Raw genomic sequence first — 18,159 nt, 5'->3', positions numbered from 1 at the left:
TATCATAAGTTGATGGCAATTTGATGTTGTTGCGTGGGCTGAGCAGGCTTGTATTCTAAACCGCTGCCAGTACATCAGAGAAGCTGTGCTAAAGTCAGCCTCCTTTTTCAATTACCGCCGCGTGATATGACCGAATCCAGTCCCTCCGGTAGCCCTTCGAGCATGAAGATCTACTTCCGCTTGCTCGGCTACGTCCGACCCTATGCCGGGATTTTTCTGATTAGCATTGTCGGGTTTGTGATTTTTGCTTCGACGCAGCCAATGCTGGGGTACATCCTAAAGTACTTTGTTGATGGTCTGTCCAACCCGGAAGCCGTGTTGTTCCCCAGTGTTCCTTACCTGCGCGATTTGCAGCTGCTGCAGGCTGTGCCATTGTTGATTGTCCTGATCGCGGCCTGGCAGGGGTTGGGATCCTATCTGGGTAACTACTTTCTGGCAAAGGTATCGCTAGGGCTGGTCCATGACCTGCGAATGGAGTTGTTCAATAACTTGCTGGTCTTGCCGAATCGTTATTTCGACCAGAATAACTCGGGGCATCTGATCTCGCGTATCACCTTTAACGTCACCATGGTCACCGGGGCGGCAACGGATGCGATCAAGGTCGTAATCCGTGAGGGAATGAGCGTTGTCTTCCTGTTTGCCTCGCTGCTTTTTATGAACTGGCGTTTGACGCTGGTGATGATTGCCATTCTTCCAATGATTGCATTCATGGTCGGTACGGCCAGTAAAAAGTTTCGCAAGCAAAGCAAGAAAATACAGGCCGCGATGGGCGACGTCACCCATGTGGCGTCTGAAACTATCCAGGGTTATCGCGTGGTCCGCAGCTTTGGCGGCGAGGCCTACGAGAAACAGCGGTTTCTCAACGCGAGCGAAAGCAATACCAACCGGCAATTACGCATGACTCGCACCGGGGCTATTTACACCCCGATGTTGCAGTTGGTGATTTACACGGCCATGGCGGTCTTGATGTTCCTGGTGCTGTACCTGCGTGGTGATGCTTCTGCGGGCGATATGATTGCCTACATCACCCTGGCGGGTTTTTTACCCAAGCCGATTCGTCAATTGTCTGAGGTCAGTTCAACCATCCAGAAGGGCGTTGCGGGTGCTGAGAGCATTTTCGAACAGTTGGATGTCGAGCCTGAAATGGACGGCGGTACCCTTGAACGCAGTTCGCTGACAGGGCGGTTGGAGGTGCGGAATCTGAGTTTTACCTATCCGGGAACTGATCGTCTGGTCCTGGATAATATTTCCTTTACCGTTGAACCGGGACAGGTCGTGGCGCTGGTAGGGCGTTCTGGCAGCGGGAAGTCGACGCTGGCCAGCTTGATTCCGCGCTTTTATCACCATACGGACGGTCAAATCCTATTGGACGGTATTGAGGTTGAGCATTACCGCTTGCTCAATCTACGTCGGCACATCGCCCAGGTCACCCAACACGTCACGCTGTTCAGCGATACCGTGGCTAACAACATTGCGTATGGCGATTTAGCAGGCGCGCCGCGTGCGGCCATCGAGAAAGCTGCGGAAGATGCCTATGCCAAGGATTTTATCGAGCAGTTGCCTAAAGGCCTGGACACCTTGGTGGGCGAGAACGGTGTCTTGTTGTCGGGTGGGCAGCGTCAGCGTTTGGCGATTGCTCGGGCACTGTTGAAAAATGCTCCGTTGCTGATTCTTGATGAGGCAACATCTGCTTTGGATACCGAGTCTGAACGGCATATTCAGGCCGCACTGGATCAGGCGATGAAGGGACGCACCACGCTGGTCATTGCTCACCGCCTTTCGACCATTGAGAAAGCCGACCTGATTTTGGTCATGGACAAAGGACAGATTGTCGAGCGAGGCACTCACGCCCAGTTGCTGGCCCAGAATGGCTACTATGCCAGGCTGAACTCAATGGGTTTGGATGAGCCGACGACCTCCGGGATAGCCTGACGCTTGACCAGAGGGTGGGCTCCCGCCCTCTGGCGCATTGTCCTGCGATGTAGAGTGAATCATGTGTTTTGTATCGTGAAGCTTGCGATCTTGATCAACTCTACATACGGACAGTGAGTACGCTTGGTATTGTCTCCAGCCACCAGTTGGTCCACGTCGACGAATACGTCTATTGGCAAAAAGCGCTCCTTGCGGCATTGTCGACTAAAGACTGGCGCTGATTCGTAGCACGTAGGCAGGATTTTAGTGAGGCTCTTGGGTATCATTGGACCGTTAGGTGCCTAAGGGCTTCGAGGGTGTCGTGCTGAAACAGCAACAGCTCCCACGGAAGATGGGCGATTTATTTTTAAACCGTAGCGGTGTTTAGGGAGGGGGATGATAGTTGTCGTTGTTGTTGATGGTCTTTTCCATCTTCCCATCATGTCTCCCGCGTAAGCCTTTATCGCCGCCTCGTCATCGACGCATTCTCAGCCGGGGCGCTGATGTTATCGCCATCTTATCTAATCGACTGTTTTGGGGGCGCCGTGTCGGCCAGTATTCGCTCATCAGTTAGCCTGCGGGACGGAGCCTCCCTGCCTCTCTGTCTTGGGCCTGTCTCTCTATGACTGACGAGATATCCAATAGTTCGTGGGCGGATAAAGCTCGAGCCATGGATCGTTATCGCTGGCGGTTGTTGCGTGAGCGCCATAGCTGGCTTGGCAGCGTGCTTCGATTTGCGCGCGACGCCCTGAGTGACTGTCTATTTGGCTGGAGAGCGCAGGCCAGGTTGAGTGCTGAAGTCGTGGCTGAGCCCTGTGATTTTCTGTTGCTGCAATCAGCCACCAAGGTCATTGCTTTTCAGCGCAAGAAACTGTTGATCACCGCTTTACGCGATCATCACTACCTTTTGGTTGAAACCGCTCTGCAAGACCAGCCGACAATCCTCGCGCGGCGCCTGCTCAAGCGTCCACCGCAAGCTGTGCCGTTGCGCTATTTTGGCTATGCCGCTTATGCGGAGTGGCTGGTTGCACATCACCAGCCGAGAATTTTGCTCAATGACCGTAATGGCAGCCTGTATGCGCCGTTTTTGCGTTTGGCATTGAACCAGCGGCAATGTTTGTTGGTGCATCTGGCGCACGCCACGACGGTCGAGTCATCCAGCCGTCTGAGTATGAATGACTACGACTACTATTTTATGTTCGGTCACAGTTCTCTGGAGGCTCTGCAGTCACGGCCGCTACGGTTTGGCAACTCCAACGCCGTGTTGTCGGGTTCGCACATGATTGACCTGTCTTACGATTTGCTGCCGGCGACGCCCGAGCGTCGAGTCCTGTTGGTACTCGGTGTGGGGCCGGATAAAGAGAAGGAACCGGGTTACCAGAGAACCTATGCCTTACTTTACGAATGGGTGTCTCAACATCCGGAGTTCCAAGTGTTGATCAAGGCGCACCCTCGCAGTCAGATACCGTTCTGGCAGAAAGCGGCGCTGGACTTGCCCCATGTTCAGGTGTTGCCCCCTGAGTGCAGTTTGGCGGCCGCATTGGATAAGGCCTCTATCGTGATCAATATCATGTCCAACGCTGTCATTGAGGCCGCACTGGCACGACGACCGATTATTTATGTCAATGCCAGTGAACATCACGATATTTTTTCCCAGGAGCGTTTTCTGGGCCGTCGAGTGGCCACGGTTGCGGCATTGTCGGAGCGTATTGTTTGGATTCAGACGCACTATCGGCAGTGCCTTGAAGAGGCTGAGCGTTTTGCCGAGTTTCATTTGGTTAATGGGGCTGGGGCGCTGGACAGAACCGTCAACCTGTTGGTTGACCTATTGAACGCCAAGCCTGTGCCTAGCCAAGTGCTTGATGGCACGGTTTAGTCGCCAATGTGAGTAAATTCATTCGGATGAAGGGTGTGAGTCGCGGTGGTATGAAAAGCATAATTTGGCCGTTTGAGCACGCTTGCGTCATCAATCTCGACAGCCGAAATGATCGCTGGTCACGGCTGCAGAACCACTTACAGGGTTTGGGCTTGGAGGCCGAGCGCTTTTCTGCGGTCTCTCTGCATGAGCTTGGCGATGACCAGCCTTCGCAGTCGCTACGCGAGTTCCTTTTGCGTACTGACGGGCCGAGTGATAAGTCAGAGCATAAGCTGCTGGCCACTTGGGCGTGCATGCGCAGCCATTTGGCGGTGATCGCCAAGGCGAGAGCTAGCGGTTGGCCTTACGTGCTGGTGCTTGAGGATGACTGTGAGTTTGAAACCTTTACTCCGGCGGTTCTGCGGCGCGTACAGGCCCAATTGCAGGGGCGTGATTGGACCCTGCTCTATTTGGGGGGCACCCTGAAGAAGGGCGGCCAGGCCCGCAAAGTCTCACCTAACTTGACGGCCGTGACTCGCGTGCGCCTGGCGCATGCCTATGTGGTCAGGGCTGAGCTTTATGACAGAATTTTGCAGGAGGCTCCCGTTTCTGGCCTGCCACTGGACTGGTATTACTCGGAAATGCTGTTGTCCACGACTCGGGCTTTTATCGTGCAGCCAATCCTGGCTCGACAGAGCTTGATGGTAATGAGTGATATTGAGCAGGTGGTTCGAAAACCGAAGCTTAAGACTCGACAGTGGGTCAGTCGCTTGGCCGCACGGTTGCGTTATGGGGTCTTTGGCTAAAGGCCTGCGCGACGTTCGCTTTGTGCGCACATGCAGGTCGGTTCGTCAGGTTTGCCAAGGTGATTATGCAATGCCTTGGAGATACGGCTCAACGAGCAGGGTGTGCATACCTTTGTGCTCGATGGCGATAACGTGCGCAGTGGCCTGAGCAGTGATTTGGGTGTGTGTGCCAAATCGCGAACGGAAAATATCCGCCGAATGGCGCACTTTGCTCGCCTAATGGTAGATGCTGGCTTGGTGGTGATTGTCTCGGCGACCTCACCTTTGCGCCGGGAGTGGCAACCCCTTCGATACAGTCGACCTAGGGGCTGTTCACCCTGTGTTAATATCGCGCCCCTGTTCATTTTGTATTTGGGTTGCCCATGAAGTTGTCCATGCCGCGTTTCGATCAAGCGCCTGTCTTGGTAGTTGGCGATGTCATGCTCGACCGTTATTGGCATGGCGGTACCTCACGGATTTCACCGGAGGCACCGGTGCCGGTGGTCAAGGTCGAGCAGATAGAGGATCGCCCAGGCGGTGCTGCCAACGTTGCCTTGAATATTGCAGCCCTGGGTGCGCCAGCCTCGCTGGTGGGTGTAACCGGGGAAGATGAGGCGGCCGAAAGTCTGGCCAATAGCCTGAAAGCGGCGGGTGTGACCGCACGTTTTCAGCGCATCGCCCATCAACCGACCATCGTTAAACTGCGGGTCATGAGTCGTCACCAGCAGTTGCTGCGTATCGACTTCGAAGAACCGTTTGCCACCGATGCCTTGGCGCTGAGCGCAGATGTCGAAGACATGCTCGACGGCATCAAAGTGCTGGTGCTGTCCGATTACGGCAAAGGCGCGCTGAAAAACCATCAAGTATTGATTCAGGCTGCGCGTGCTCGGGGTATCCCTGTCCTTGCTGACCCTAAAGGTAAGGATTTTGCGATCTACCGCGGCGTCAGCGTGCTTACGCCGAACCTCAGTGAATTCGAAGTCATTGTCGGCCATTGCTCCGATGAGGCTGAACTGGTCGCCAAGGGCGCGAAGTTGATGAGTGAGCTGGAGCTGGGTGCATTGCTGGTGACCCGTGGCGAACACGGCATGACCCTGTTGCGTCCTGACTGTCCGGCCCTTCATTTGCCGGCGCGTGCTCGTGAAGTGTTTGACGTCACGGGTGCGGGCGATACCGTTATTTCTACCTTGGCGGCGGCGATTGCTGCCGGTGAAGAGCTGCCGCACGCCGTTGCGCTGGCCAATCTGGCCGCCGGCATCGTGGTCGGCAAGCTGGGTACAGCCGCTATCAGCGCGCCGGAGTTGCGTCGTGCGATCCAGCGTGAAGAAGGCTCGGAGCGTGGGGTGTTGAGCCTCGATCAATTGCTCCTGGCAATCGACGATGCGCGTGCGCACAAAGAATCGATCGTCTTCACCAACGGCTGTTTCGATATTCTCCATGCCGGGCATGTGACCTACCTGGAGCAGGCGCGCGCGCAAGGCGATCGGCTGATCGTTGCGGTCAATGATGATTCGTCTGTCAGCCGCCTGAAAGGGCCTGGACGGCCGATTAATAGTGTCGACCGACGCATGGCTGTGCTGGCGGGATTGGGCGCTGTGGATTGGGTGATCAGCTTTCCTGAGGACACCCCGGAAAACCTCCTGTCCCACGTCAAGCCTGACGTGTTGGTCAAGGGCGGGGATTACGGCATCGATCAAGTGGTCGGTGCTGAAATCGTTGAAGCCTATGGTGGCAAGGTGAAGGTGTTGGGGCTGGTTGCCAATAGTTCGACCACCGCTATCGTCGAGAAAATTCGCAGGCAGTGATGGGGGGAGGCGTCAGCCGTGCTGACGCCTCCATCGCGAATAAGACTGCGCGTTCCGATTGCTCCCGCACTGCGACTGCTCCGCAGCCTTCGGCAACTCCTACAGGTGAGACGCCAATCTGTGGGATCACTTGCTCAGGGTGCTTCGGGCAAGGTCGATCAATTGCCGGGCTTTGCTCGTCAGGCGCTTGAGGCCGGTCTTCTTTGGCGCTGGGGTCAAACCCTGTTGCCGGAGCCAATCCTTCCAGCGAATCCGCTCATCACGCACAACCCAACCTTCCTGCGGTGCAAAACTTTCGGCCAGGTACAGGCCGCGGGTGCTGGCCGGTTGCAGCTTGTCGCGCTTGAGGGTGTACAGCTCGGGTTTGGGCAAGCCATTTTCCAGGGGCATCAGGTACAGGTCGGGGCGGCTGCGGTTGAGTCGTGCCACCAACTGATCGTTTTCCAGGCTCTCATCAACGTGAAACAGGCTCATTGGCCGCGCTTCTTTGGGCACTTCCAGACGCATGTCGTAAATCAGCTGCAGAGACGACGTCGGCAGGTGCACGTAAGCACGCGGGCGCTCAATCAGGGGCATGCTCCCGCAGCGCACGGGTCTGGCAGCACCGGACAGCGGGCTTAAACGAAAAGGCAGGGCTTCGCGGTAATGCAGCGCCGAGGCATAGGGCGCAGGCAGCCAGGTGTCATTGAAGCGTCCGCTCAGCCAGCCTTGCGGGGTTTCGATCAAGCACTCTTCAGCGACTTCCTGAATGGCGGTGTGCAGTGGCAGATTCAATTCGTGCGCGGGCACGTAGCCGGAAATCAATTTCAGTACGACATCGCCACGGTCTCGCCGACGCTGTCTGACCAGCACCCAGTAATCGCGGTTCTGCCAGTTCAGGGTCAAGCGCACCGACACCCCGAGGTTGGCCAGCTCCACAGAAAAGCGTTCCACATCGGCCACTTCGATCTTGCGTCGACGTTGCAGGGTCTGGGCGAAATTCAACGGCATCCCGATGCTCTGGTAATTCAGGCCTTCGGGAGTGGCTTCGACAGCGAGCGGCAGGGTTTTAAAGTTGTTGGGGTTTTTTCGAATCAACGTTCGCGGCATGTCGGCTCCTTCTTGCGTTGGGGTCGGCCGCCGCCTGAATCAGGTTTGACGGCGAATCACGGCGGCGGCAGTCGCCACGTTATGGGCCAAGTGCAGCGGATTAATAGTCCCGACAATAGCACTGGCGACACCCGGATGGGCAAACAGCAACTCGAAGCTGGCCTGCACCGGGTCCACGCCGGGGCTCAGGCACACATGACCGCTGGCCAGCGCCTTCTTCACCAGGATGGCTTTGCCATGGCTGGCGGCGTAGTCCAGTACCGGCTTTTCACTTTGTTCGTTGAGATTGTAGGTGACCATCGCGCAATCGCCTTCGCGCAACGCCAGCAGGCCGCCTTCGACAGTTTTTCCGGAAAAACCGTAGCCGCGAATCTTGCCTTGCTGCTTGAGTTCGGCCAGTGCTTGATACACACCGGAATCGTTGAGCACGGCCAAATCATTGCCGTCGGAATGGACCAGCACTAGGTCGATGAAGTCAGTCTCAAGGCGCTTGAGGCTGCGCTCCACCGACAGCCGCGTGTGTTCGGCACTGAAGTCGTGGCGCGATTGGCCGCCCTCGAACTCCTCGCCGACTTTGCTGACAATCACCCATTCTTGACGCTGCCCTCGCAGCAATGGGCCCAGGCGCTCTTCGCTGGTGCCGTAGGCGGGGGCCGTGTCGATCAGGTTGATGCCCAGATCGCGAGCCAGCTTGAGCAGCATCTGTGCTTCTCGATCATCGGGGATCGTGAAACCGTTGGGGTATTTGACCCCTTGATCACGGCCGAGCTTGACGGTGCCCAGTCCCAGTGGCGAAACACGCAGACCGGTACTGCCGAGCGGGCGGTGCAGTTCATGCAGGGTTTTCATGGCAGCAGTTGATCCCAAATCGGTTGGGCCATGGGCGGTTTCGGCAGGCCGACGGCTGGCGACTGCGGTGTCGGATGGACACCGTCGCGGGCCAGTGCGGCCAATACCCGATCAGCAAAGTCAGGGGCCAGCGCCAGCTTGGTCGGCCAGCCCACCATCAGGCGTTGTTGCACGGAAAGATAGGCGTTGTCCGGGCGCACCAGGCCGGACTGCGCCGGTTCGGCCCGATCAATACGCAAGGTCGCCCATTGCGCCTGGCTGAGGTCGACCCACGGCAGCAAGTTGCCGAGTTCTTTTTTGGCCGCAGCGATCTGAGCCTCGGGTTCGCGGGCGACGCCCTCAGCTTCGGCCAGATCCCCTCCCAGGTACCAGACCCATTGGCCATCGGCTGCGGGGTGGGTGGTGACGGTGACCCGAGGTTTCGGCCCGCCGCCCAGGCAATGGGCATACAAGGGCTTCAAGGTCGGTCCTTTGACCAACACCATATGCAGCGGGCGGCGTTGCATAGGGGGATGGGACAGCCCCATGGACTTCAGCAGCTCGGCGTTACCCGCGCCCGCGCTCAAAACCACACGCTGGGCGAGGATCTCGCGGCCATCGACCCGCAGGCCGATCAGATCTTCACCTTCGAACAGGGGTTCGATTTTTGTGCCCGCCAGCAGGCTGTCGCCGGACAGTTCGGCGAGACGCTCGACCAGACTGGGCACGTCGATCACCAGTTCGGCCAGTCGATAGACCTTGCCCTTGAACCCGGGACTCTGCAGCGCCGGAGGCAGGTCATTGCCGGTGACGTGATCGACCCTGCCGCGTACGGCCTTGCTGGCGAAAAAACTGGTGAGGTTGCCGGCGAGGGTGCCGGGTGACCATAAGTAATGCGCTTCGGACAGCAAGCGTACGCCAGACAGGTCCAGCTCGCCTTTGCCCGCGAGCGCATCACGCCAGCGACGCGGCATGTCGGCAATCGCTTCGGAAGCACCGCTCAGTGCGCCGTGCAGCGCATATTTGGCGCCGCCGTGGATGATCCCCTGAGACTTTGTACTTTGCCCGCCGCCGAGGCTGGCGCTTTCCACCAAAACGGTCGAGAACCCTTGACGGCGCAGGCGCGCATTGAGCCAAAGACCGGCAACACCGGCGCCGACGATCAGGACGTCAGTGGTCATAGGGGATGGAGTGAGCGCAGATGGCATGAGCGACCTCGGTGGCTAAACGGATGTCGCCATTATAGGGGATCGCGTTTTCAATGCCCGGCGGTTTTCGAGAACAGTTGAATCACCACCACGCCGAGGACGATCAGGCCCATGCCAAGCATCGCGGGCACGTCGAGTTTCTGCCCGTAAATGAACAGCGCGGCGATGCTTACCATGACGATGCCCATGCCCGCCCAGACCGCATACGCGACCCCCACCGGAATGCTGCGCACTACCAGCGTCAGCATCCAGAACGCAATGGCGTAACCCACGATCACCAGCAGCAATGGCAGTGGCGTGCTGATGCCTTTGACCGCTTTCATCGAGACGGTAGCGATAACTTCTGCGCAGATGGCGATGGCCAGATAGTAGTAGGCGGTCATGACGGGATTCCTCTTCATTAGCCACGCATTCTAGAGATTGCTTGGATGGGGTAAAGTCATTACCTATCTTTCTGAGCGATAGGTTGGTGTGCTTTGCAATGGAACCTCGAGCAAATTCGTTTATTCGTCAGCGTAGCCGAACAGCGCTCGTTTTCGGCCGTGGCGCGTGATCTGCAGCGCGCACAATCGGCGGTCAGCAGTGGTATCGCGCTGTTGGAGGCTGATCTGGGAGTCAGCCTGTTCGACCGCAGCAGTGGCCGTCAGCCACGCTTGACCGAAGCCGGTAGTGCGTTGCTCGAAGAAGCGCGAGAGCTGTTGCGCCAGTGTGAGCGTCTGGACGGTCGGGCACTGGCCTTGATGCGTGGCGAAGAGGCCCGCTTGCGACTGGCGCATGACGAAGCCATGCCTTATCAACCGGTGCTGGACAGCCTGGAGGCGCTGGCTGAACAGTTTCCCGGTCTGGAGGTGCAACTGGCCAGCGGCGCCCAAGGTGATGTGGCGCGCAAACTGGTGGAGCGCCGCGCCGATCTCGGGCTGCTGTTTCATCATGAGCAGATGCCCGAAGCTCTGGAACGCCGGGTGCTGGGCAGCGTCGAAATGGTCACGGTCTGTGCAGTGGGGCATCCATTGGTCAACGCGTCACGGGTCAGTCGTCAGCAGTTGGGGCGCCATCGGCAGCTATTGATCGCGCCTCAGCAAAGCGGCTATCCCGGTGGCGAACCCATCAGTGCACAGGTCTGGCGTGCCGACAGCTTTTACGTGATGGCTGAATTGCTCATGCGTGGCCTCGGCTGGGCCTGGTTGCCCCGGCATGTGGTGCAGTACCCGGCTTACCAGCATCAGATGGTCGAGCTGATCAGCGACTGGACCCCGCCGGCCCTGGTGGTGGAGATGGTCTGGCGCCGTGACGAACCACTTGGTCCGGCGGCCCGGTGGCTGGCCGAATGCTTTGCCCGGCATTTGCAGGCGATTGGCTGATAAACTCCGCCGCCATGAATAGAACTCTTTATACCCTGCTGTTTCATCTCGGTTTACCTCTTGTCGCGCTGCGCCTGTGGTTGCGGGCGCGCAAAGCCCCGGCGTACGCGCAGCGAGTCAGCGAGCGGTTTTCGTTCGGTCTGCCGCCCATGCAGCGTGGCGGCATTTGGGTGCATGCAGTGTCGGTGGGTGAAAGCATCGCAGCGGCGCCGATGATTCGCGCCTTGCTGACGCGTTATCCACAGTTACCGATCACTGTGACCTGCATGACGCCGACCGGTTCGGAGCGGATCAAGGCGCTGTTCGCTGACGAGCCGCGCATTCAGCATTGTTATCTACCCTACGATTTGCCTTGGGCAGCCGGACGTTTTCTCGATCATGTCGCGCCTCGGCTCGGGGTCATCATGGAAACCGAACTGTGGCCCAACCACATTCACCAATGCGCCAGGCGCGGCATCCCTGTAGTCCTGGCCAACGCCCGACTGTCAGAGCGCTCGGCACGCGGTTATGGGCGTTTCACCAAGCTGACCCGACCGATGCTTGCCAAAATGAGCGGATTCGCCGTGCAGACCGAAACCGAGGCCCAACGCTTTCTCGATCTGGGGGCGCGGCGCGATTGCGTAGAAGTGACAGGTTCGATCAAGTTCGACTTGAGCATCGACCCGCAGCTGTTGATGCGCGCCGCTGAGCTGCGTGAGCAATGGCACACGCGCCAGCGCCCGACATGGATCGCGGCCAGTACCCACGCCGGCGAAGATGAAACCGTGTTGGCGGCGCACCGTCAGTTGCTCCTCCGCCATCCCGATGCGTTGCTGATCCTGGTCCCGCGTCACCCCGAGCGCTTCAACAGCGTTTACGATTTATGCCAGCAGCAAGGCTTCGAGACGGTTCGTCGCTCGACGGCGCAAGCGGTGACGTCAACCACGTCGGTGTTGCTGGGTGACACCATGGGTGAACTGCTGTTTCTGTACGCGTTGGCCGATTGCGCGTTTGTCGGCGGCAGCCTGGTGCCCAATGGCGGGCACAACCTGCTGGAACCTGCGGCATTGGCCAAGCCGGTCTTGAGCGGCCCGCACCTGTTCAACTTTCTGGAAATCGCTGCGCTGCTGCGTCAGGCTGGCGCGTTGGAAGAAGTGAGTGATGTGGCGGGGCTGGCGGTCGCGGTGCAGCGCCTGTTCGATCAGCCGCAGTTGGCGCGCATCATGGCCGATGCCGGCCTGACAGTGATGCGTGCCAATCAGGGCGCTTTGCAGCGGTTACTGGCAATGTTGGCGCGGGTGGCGAAGCTGTAAGGCCGTCGCAAGCCTCTGTGGGGAAGGCCGTCAATACTCCGAAGGCTTCTCCAGGTTTTTCTGTGCCGCCTTCGCCAGGTCTGGTGGCAGGAAGTCTTTGTCCGGGTTGTAGTCGGCTTTGAGGTAGCGCGACAACCCCTGCAAGTCAGCCGGGCTCAGCGTGCCCGCCGCCTGCTTCAAGCGCAGGTTGTCGATGAGGTAGTCATAGCGCGTGTTGTTGTATAAACGCACCGAGTTGTACAGCTGGCGCTGGGCGTCGAGCACATCGACGATATTGCGCGTCCCGACCTGATAACCGACTTCGGTCGCTTCCAGTGCACTTTGGTTGGAAATGATCGATTGTTTGCGTGCCTGAACCTGTTCGACATCGGTGTTCACGGCGCGGTGCAGGTTGCGGGTATTTTCCACAACCTGACGACGCAAGGCTTCGCGGCGCTGCTCGATCTGGCTCAGGCGTGCATAGGCTTCACGCACTTGTGAACTGGTCAAGCCACCACTGTAGATCGGAATGTTCAACTCAACGCCAACGCTGCGTTGTTCGACGTTGCCGCCATAATTCTGACCCGTGAAGTTGGGGTTGCTGAAACCCAGCGCGTCGTTATCCCCGCGCTTGTACGAAGCGACCGCATCGAGAGTCGGCGCATGCCCGGCTTTGCGTTGGCGCAGGGTTTCTTCAGCGGCGCTCACCGCGTAGTTACTGGCAAGCAGGTTCAGGTTCTGTTGCGACGCGGTGTCGACCCAGGCTTTGGCATCGTTGGGCGTTGGCGCCAACACGGGCAGGGTGTGGACGATGCCTTCGATGGCGTTGTAGTCGCGGTTGGTCAAGGTCACCAGCGCCTCGAACGCATCGTCTACCCGACGCTTGGCGGCGATTCGGTTGGCGCGCGCTGTGTCGTAACTGGCTTGGGATTGCAGTACGTCGGTCTTGTCCGACAGGCCAACGTCAAAGCGCTCGTTGGCTTGATCCAGTTGGCGCTTGAACGCGGCTTCTTCAGCCTTGGTCGAGGCCAGGGTGTCCTGGGCGCGCAGGACCTCGAAGTAGTCTTGCGCACTCTGCAAAATGAGGTTCTGCTCGGTCGCGGAAAGCTCCAGCGCCGCCTGTTCGTTGACGGCCTTGGCGGCCTGTAACTGGAACCAGCGATCCGCGCGGAAGATGGGCTGGCTCAATGTTGCTTGATAGGCCGTGCCGCTACGGGTAGCGGTCATTGAGGGCTGATCCATTTGAGTGCGGGTATTGCTGACACCCGCGCCTGCAGACAGGTTAGGCAGCAGACCGGCGCGAGCCTGGGGCACGATTTCCTTGCGGGCCGAGTAATCAGCGATAGCGGCAGCCAGGTCTGCGTTGTTATTCACGGCATCCTGGTACACGTTGACCAGGCCGGTCTTGGTCGGTATGGGCGCGTCTGCTGCCCAGGCCATTCCGTTGGAAGCACAAGACACGGCAAGCGCCAGTGAAAGTTTGCGCAGCATGAGACGTTCCCTAGAGTTGATAGTGCAATGAGGATGTGAAGATCGCTGCTACGGGGCACGATCCGCAACGCAGCGAGTGTAGTTCTCGGGGTTGCTCACAACAATCCTGTATATCCGCCATTTATCGAACGATATAAGAGGAAGTTGGCGTTCTGTCCATATCTTGCACTAGACTGGTCGGGTTCTTGTCGGGGTGCCTTGCTATGAGGCTGAGATCGGTTAATCCGGATCCCGTTGAACCTGATCAGGTTAACGCCTGCGTAGGGAACAAGATTTCTCGTCTCCCGGCGAGTCCTCTTGAGTGTCGTCCGGGGTCGATTGTTCAATAAATGAACAGTACGCCTCCTTTCTATACTCAGCGCCAGCCTTGGTGCGTCCGTGTCATTCAGGTTTGCTCCGACAATTAATCCGCCGCTGGATGATGCCTGGAGTGCCCGTGATGAGTAAAAAACTAAAAGACGCCACCAATTTGAGCGATTCGGCCAAGGTCGACTCGGGGTCAGTGCAGCCCTTTACCCGCTCGCAAAAAATCTATGTTCAGGGTTCGCGCCCGGACATTCTTGTGCCGATGCGTGAAGTGACTCTGGATGTGACGCCCACCGACTTTGGCGGCGAGATCAACGCGCCAGTGGTTATTTATGACACCTCGGGCCCTTACACCGATCCCAACGTGATCATCGACGTGCGCAAAGGCCTGGCAGACATCCGTTCGCCGTGGATTGAGTCGCGTAACGACACCGAGCGCCTGGCGGGGCTGAGCTCCAACTTTGGCCAGGAACGTCTGAGCGATGCCGAACTGACAGCCCTGCGCTTCGCCCATGTGCGCAACCCGCGCCGGGCCAAGGCCGGCGCCAACGTAAGCCAGATGCACTATGCGCGTCAGGGCATCATCACCGCCGAGATGGAATACGTCGCCATCCGCGAAAACATGAAACTTCAGGAAGCCCGCGCCGCCGGTCTGCTGACTCCGCAGCACGCGGGTCACAGCTTCGGCGCCAGTGTCCCGAAAGAAATCACCGCTGAATTCGTCCGTGACGAAATCGCCCGCGGTCGCGCGATCATTCCGGCCAACATCAACCACGTTGAACTGGAACCAATGATCATCGGCCGTAACTTCCTGGTGAAGATCAACGGCAACATCGGCAACAGCGCGCTGGGTTCTTCCATCGAAGAAGAAGTCGCCAAACTGACCTGGGGCATCCGCTGGGGTTCTGACACTGTCATGGACCTGTCCACCGGCAAACACATTCACGAAACCCGCGAATGGATCATCCGTAATTCGCCGGTCCCGATCGGCACCGTGCCGATTTATCAGGCGCTGGAAAAAGTCGACGGCGCGGCTGAGGACCTGACCTGGGAGCTGTTCCGCGACACCTTGATCGAGCAAGCCGAGCAGGGCGTCGACTACTTCACCATTCACGCTGGCGTGCTGTTGCGGTATGTACCGCTGACCGCCAAACGCGTGACCGGGATTGTGAGCCGTGGTGGTTCGATCATGGCCAAGTGGTGCCTTGCGCATCACCAGGAAAACTTCCTGTACACCCATTTCGAAGACATTTGCGAAATCATGAAGGCCTACGACGTCAGCTTCTCGCTGGGCGACGGCCTGCGTCCGGGCTCGATTGCCGATGCCAACGATGCGGCGCAATTCGGCGAGCTGGAAACCCTCGGCGAGCTGACCAAGATTGCCTGGAAGCATGACGTGCAGACCATGATCGAAGGCCCGGGCCATGTCCCGATGCAGCTGATCAAAGAGAACATGGACAAGCAGCTGGAATGCTGTGACGAGGCGCCGTTCTACACCCTCGGGCCGTTGACCATCGACATCGCACCGGGTTACGACCACATCACCTCGGGCATCGGTGCGGCCATGATCGGCTGGTTCGGTTGCGCCATGCTCTGCTACGTCACGCCTAAAGAACATTTGGGCTTGCCGAACAAGGATGACGTGAAGACCGGGATCATTACCTATAAAATCGCGGCCCACGCGGCGGACCTGGCCAAAGGGCACCCTGGCGCGCAGATTCGCGACAATGCCTTGAGCAAGGCGCGCTTCGAGTTTCGTTGGGAGGACCAGTTCAACCTCGGCCTCGATCCTGATACCGCACGCTCGTATCATGACGAAACCCTGCCGAAGGACTCGGCCAAGGTCGCGCACTTCTGCTCCATGTGCGGACCGAAGTTCTGCTCGATGAAAATTACCCAGGAAGTTCGGATATACGCCGCCAACCAGCACATCGAAACCGTGGATGCGGCCGTGCAGGAGGGCCTGCGAGAACAGGCCGAGCGCTTCAAGCAGGAAGGCAGTCAGCTGTACAAAAAAGTTTAAGTCTTTTGGCCTGAATGCGGGGTGTCTGACACCCCGCATCCGCGAAGAGGTCAGGCAAGGCACCAAAAAAACAAAGGGTTAACCCCTATCATCTGCTCCTCTGAGATAACCCCGTGAACCCTTCAACCAATACCTACTCCCCCGATGTCGCGGTGCCTGCGGGCAAGCGTGTGTTCGGCGGTCGTGATTTGTTTTCCCTGTGGTTTTCCCTCGGCATTGGCCTGATGGTCCTGCAAACCGGCGCGTTGCTGGCGCCGGGGCTGGGCTTGTCAGGGTCACTGCTGGCGATTTTTCTTGGCACCCTCGTCGGCGTTTTGCTGCTGGCCGCCGTGGGTGTGATCGGTAGCGATACCGGGCTTTCGGCCATGGCCGCGCTCAAGCTCAGCCTTGGCACCCGTGGCGCGTCGCTGCCAGCGGTGCTGAACCTGCTGCAATTGGTGGGTTGGGGGGCTTTCGAGATCATCATCATGCGTGACGCCGCCAGTCTGCTGGGCGCGCGTGCGTTTGCCGAGGGCAGTCTATGGGCTAACCCTCTGCTCTGGACGTTGTTCTTCGGCGCGCTGGCCACCTTGCTGGCGGTCAGCGGACCGCTGACTTTCGTCCGTCAGATACTGCGCAAGTGGGGCATCTGGCTACTGTTGGCTGCGTGTGTGTGGTTGACCTGGAACCTGCTGACCAAAACCGACTTGTCCGCACTCTGGTCGCGTGCCGGTGACGGTTCGATGCCGTTTGCCGTGGGTTTTGATATCGCCATTGCCATGCCGTTGTCCTGGCTGCCATTGATCGCCGACTACTCGCGGTTCGGCAAACGCGCCAAAAGTGTCTTTGGCGGCACAGCGCTGGGCTTCTTTATCGGCAATTTCTGGCTGATGAGCCTGGGCGTTGCCTACACCCTGGCGTTCGCGCCGAGCGGTGAAATCAATGCGTTGCTGCTGGCGTTGGCCGGTGCCGGACTGGGTATTCCACTGTTGCTGATTCTGCTCGACGAGTCAGAAAACGCGTTCGCCGATATTCACTCGGCGGCGGTGTCCAGCGGGATTCTGCTGCGTTTGAAGGTAGAGCATCTGGCATTGGCCATCGGTGTGATCTGCACCCTGATCGCCTGCTTTGCACCGCTGGCGCAGTACCAGAACTTCCTGCTGCTGATCGGCTCGGTGTTCGCACCGTTGTTCGGTGTGGTGTTGGTGGACCACTTCATCCAGCGTCGCCGCCGCAGCCAGATGGCAACAGTAGGCTTTCGCGGGATGACGCTGTTGGCCTGGCTGGGTGGCGTCAGCACCTATCACCTGCTGGCCAACATGTACCCTGACGTGGGTGCAACACTGCCAGCCCTGATTGTGGCTGGCGTGCTGCAACTGTTGCTGGGTCAGACATTCAACCGCGGCGCGGGAACAGTTCCGGCTTGAGGATGCCATTGAGCTGAAGGTAAGACATCTTCAGCTCAATGTGACCGTTGGCATAAGGGGCAATCGTCGCCACCTCGTATTTTAGAATGACTCCGCCAGAGGTCAGGGCGACGTTAGGGGTTTTCTGGAACGGCCACGTCTTCACGAACGCGGGGTCCTGAGTGAACCGGGTGTTGATCATCCATTCTTTGTGGGCTTGCTGCGCTGTCAGCCAGAATGCCTCTTCCTGGCCCGGTAAAAGCATGTCTTGCAGGGTCAGTGCTCTGTGTTGCTGACGGGAGTAGTTGATGAATCCGCGACCGGGTGTTCCCTGTTCGTCACCGGTGTCCAGATAACTGGACAGTTCGACAATCACCAGACCGTCATGCTGGTCGCGTACCTTGGCTTGCAGATAGCTGCCGTTGTGGCTTTGCGCTTCACGCAGGAATTGTTCTTCATAGACTTTGAGCGACACCGGCAACGGTGCGTTCGGCGAGGTACGGGTCATTTTCAGCAAGGACTTCTCGACAAGACTGTCGAGCGTCGGCTCGCTCTGAAAATGCACCGTATCGACGTTCACCAGTGGGCAGTCAGCCACGGTGCAGCCCGGCTTGATCTGTTCCGAGGCATCACGCCGGACTTCAAGCGGTGCACGCATGTCGGGCTGGAACAGGCTCTGGCAGGCGCCCAGCATCAGTGCGATGCACGCGAGCGAAGTGATCCTCAAAATTGACATGTTGATCCTTGGCAGTAACAAAAAAAGCGAGTTGACGTGTTTCGACTGCAAGCAGCCCCATCAGTTCGCCACTAGGCTAATTAGAAGTTGTTTGCGACCTGGCCG

At 58.4% G+C, this 18,159-nt stretch carries 14 protein-coding genes, 1 pseudogene and 1 riboswitch; of the genes and pseudogenes, 9 read left to right on the top strand and 6 right to left on the bottom strand.

Features of this window, described 5'->3' with window-relative positions; translation table 11 throughout:
* Positions 1-126: 126 nt before the first annotated feature.
* The 5 genes and pseudogenes from msbA (at position 127) to hldE (ending at position 6,356) form a co-directional block, all read left to right on the top strand.
* Positions 127-1,932 (top strand): lipid A export permease/ATP-binding protein MsbA, encoded by a 1,806-nt coding sequence (gene msbA, locus ACVBEG_RS22040; protein ID WP_322277946.1) that lies wholly within the window; start codon positions 127-129, stop codon positions 1,930-1,932.
* A gap of 649 nt (positions 1,933-2,581) precedes the next feature.
* Positions 2,582-3,787 carry a capsule biosynthesis protein gene (locus ACVBEG_RS22035; RefSeq protein WP_322277947.1) on the top strand — a complete coding sequence of 402 codons (1,206 nt, stop codon included), beginning with the start codon at positions 2,582-2,584 and terminating at the stop codon, positions 3,785-3,787.
* A gap of 50 nt (positions 3,788-3,837) precedes the next feature.
* On the top strand, positions 3,838-4,572 hold the full coding sequence (locus ACVBEG_RS22030) for a glycosyltransferase family 25 protein (RefSeq protein ID WP_322177542.1): 735 nt from the start codon (positions 3,838-3,840) through the stop codon (positions 4,570-4,572).
* 63 nt (positions 4,573-4,635) lie between these two features.
* Positions 4,636-4,848, top strand: a pseudogene (locus tag ACVBEG_RS22025) (adenylyl-sulfate kinase); the annotation flags it as partial.
* A gap of 86 nt (positions 4,849-4,934) precedes the next feature.
* On the top strand, positions 4,935-6,356 hold the full coding sequence (gene hldE / locus ACVBEG_RS22020; RefSeq protein ID WP_322177543.1) for a bifunctional D-glycero-beta-D-manno-heptose-7-phosphate kinase/D-glycero-beta-D-manno-heptose 1-phosphate adenylyltransferase HldE: 1,422 nt from the start codon (positions 4,935-4,937) through the stop codon (positions 6,354-6,356).
* Positions 6,357-6,482: 126 nt separating this feature from the next.
* On the opposite strand, the gene ACVBEG_RS22015 is transcribed toward hldE, so the two are convergent.
* From ACVBEG_RS22015 to ACVBEG_RS22000, 4 genes are read right to left on the bottom strand one after another with little or no spacing between them, the layout of a single operon-like run.
* On the bottom strand, positions 6,483-7,445 hold the full coding sequence (locus ACVBEG_RS22015) for a metal ABC transporter ATPase (protein ID WP_322177544.1): 963 nt from the start codon (positions 7,443-7,445) through the stop codon (positions 6,483-6,485).
* 39 nt (positions 7,446-7,484) lie between these two features.
* Entirely contained in the window at positions 7,485-8,294 is an 810-nt protein-coding gene (locus tag ACVBEG_RS22010; RefSeq protein ID WP_322177545.1) for an aldo/keto reductase, read from the bottom strand.
* The gene (locus ACVBEG_RS22005) at positions 8,291-9,481 is read right to left on the bottom strand and encodes an NAD(P)/FAD-dependent oxidoreductase (protein ID WP_330200585.1); all 1,191 of its coding nucleotides are present in this window, start codon (positions 9,479-9,481) and stop codon (positions 8,291-8,293) included. The genes ACVBEG_RS22010 and ACVBEG_RS22005 overlap by 4 nt, the downstream gene beginning before the upstream one ends.
* A 50-nt stretch (positions 9,482-9,531) precedes the next feature.
* A complete protein-coding gene (locus ACVBEG_RS22000; RefSeq protein WP_322177547.1) occupies positions 9,532-9,864 on the bottom strand; it encodes a DMT family transporter in 333 nt (110 codons plus the stop codon).
* 93 nt (positions 9,865-9,957) lie between these two features.
* Between ACVBEG_RS22000 and ACVBEG_RS21995 the strand changes: the two genes are divergently transcribed.
* Both ACVBEG_RS21995 and waaA read left to right on the top strand, forming a co-directional pair.
* Positions 9,958-10,842 (top strand): LysR family transcriptional regulator, encoded by an 885-nt coding sequence (locus ACVBEG_RS21995; protein ID WP_322177548.1) that lies wholly within the window; start codon positions 9,958-9,960, stop codon positions 10,840-10,842.
* A 14-nt stretch (positions 10,843-10,856) separates the two neighbouring features.
* On the top strand, positions 10,857-12,134 hold the full coding sequence (waaA, locus tag ACVBEG_RS21990) for a lipid IV(A) 3-deoxy-D-manno-octulosonic acid transferase (protein WP_447108307.1): 1,278 nt from the start codon (positions 10,857-10,859) through the stop codon (positions 12,132-12,134).
* 30 nt (positions 12,135-12,164) lie between these two features.
* On the opposite strand, the gene ACVBEG_RS21985 is transcribed toward waaA, so the two are convergent.
* On the bottom strand, positions 12,165-13,604 hold the full coding sequence (locus ACVBEG_RS21985; protein WP_322277948.1) for a TolC family outer membrane protein: 1,440 nt from the start codon (positions 13,602-13,604) through the stop codon (positions 12,165-12,167).
* A 179-nt stretch (positions 13,605-13,783) separates the two neighbouring features.
* Positions 13,784-13,888, top strand: a riboswitch (TPP riboswitch).
* A gap of 155 nt (positions 13,889-14,043) precedes the next feature.
* Here ACVBEG_RS21985 and thiC point away from each other — a divergent pair.
* Together thiC and cytX are read left to right on the top strand one after the other, a co-directional pair.
* Positions 14,044-15,933 (top strand): phosphomethylpyrimidine synthase ThiC, encoded by a 1,890-nt coding sequence (gene thiC / locus ACVBEG_RS21980; protein ID WP_447108306.1) that lies wholly within the window; start codon positions 14,044-14,046, stop codon positions 15,931-15,933.
* Between the two features lie 113 nt (positions 15,934-16,046).
* Positions 16,047-17,339 (top strand): putative hydroxymethylpyrimidine transporter CytX, encoded by a 1,293-nt coding sequence (gene cytX / locus ACVBEG_RS21975; RefSeq protein WP_322177551.1) that lies wholly within the window; start codon positions 16,047-16,049, stop codon positions 17,337-17,339.
* Here the strand turns inward: cytX and ACVBEG_RS21970 are convergent.
* Positions 17,308-18,054, bottom strand: coding sequence for a DUF3298 domain-containing protein (locus ACVBEG_RS21970; RefSeq protein WP_322177552.1), 747 nt, complete (start codon positions 18,052-18,054; stop codon positions 17,308-17,310). The genes cytX and ACVBEG_RS21970 overlap by 32 nt on opposite strands.
* Between the last annotated feature and the right edge of the window lie 105 nt (positions 18,055-18,159).

Source organism: Pseudomonas sp. GG8 (assembly GCF_052976945.1).
This window is presented reverse-complemented; position numbering and strand designations above follow the sequence as displayed.

What these genes read in the sequence shown, in the direction of transcription:
- msbA (WP_322277946.1), top strand. Translation starts at nt 127, where the DNA reads ATGACCGAATCCAGTCCCTCCGGTAGCCCTTCGAGCATGAAGATCTAC.
- ACVBEG_RS22035 (WP_322277947.1), top strand. Translation starts at nt 2,582, where the DNA reads ATGGATCGTTATCGCTGGCGGTTGTTGCGTGAGCGCCATAGCTGGCTT.
- ACVBEG_RS22030 (WP_322177542.1), top strand. Translation starts at nt 3,838, where the DNA reads ATGAAAAGCATAATTTGGCCGTTTGAGCACGCTTGCGTCATCAATCTC.
- hldE (WP_322177543.1), top strand. Translation starts at nt 4,935, where the DNA reads ATGAAGTTGTCCATGCCGCGTTTCGATCAAGCGCCTGTCTTGGTAGTT.
- ACVBEG_RS22015 (WP_322177544.1), bottom strand. Translation starts at nt 7,445, where the DNA reads ATGCCGCGAACGTTGATTCGAAAAAACCCCAACAACTTTAAAACCCTG.
- ACVBEG_RS22010 (WP_322177545.1), bottom strand. Translation starts at nt 8,294, where the DNA reads ATGAAAACCCTGCATGAACTGCACCGCCCGCTCGGCAGTACCGGTCTG.
- ACVBEG_RS22005 (WP_330200585.1), bottom strand. Translation starts at nt 9,481, where the DNA reads ATGCCATCTGCGCTCACTCCATCCCCTATGACCACTGACGTCCTGATC.
- ACVBEG_RS22000 (WP_322177547.1), bottom strand. Translation starts at nt 9,864, where the DNA reads ATGACCGCCTACTACTATCTGGCCATCGCCATCTGCGCAGAAGTTATC.
- waaA (WP_447108307.1), top strand. Translation starts at nt 10,857, where the DNA reads ATGAATAGAACTCTTTATACCCTGCTGTTTCATCTCGGTTTACCTCTT.
- ACVBEG_RS21985 (WP_322277948.1), bottom strand. Translation starts at nt 13,604, where the DNA reads ATGCTGCGCAAACTTTCACTGGCGCTTGCCGTGTCTTGTGCTTCCAAC.
- thiC (WP_447108306.1), top strand. Translation starts at nt 14,044, where the DNA reads ATGAGTAAAAAACTAAAAGACGCCACCAATTTGAGCGATTCGGCCAAG.
- ACVBEG_RS21970 (WP_322177552.1), bottom strand. Translation starts at nt 18,054, where the DNA reads ATGTCAATTTTGAGGATCACTTCGCTCGCGTGCATCGCACTGATGCTG.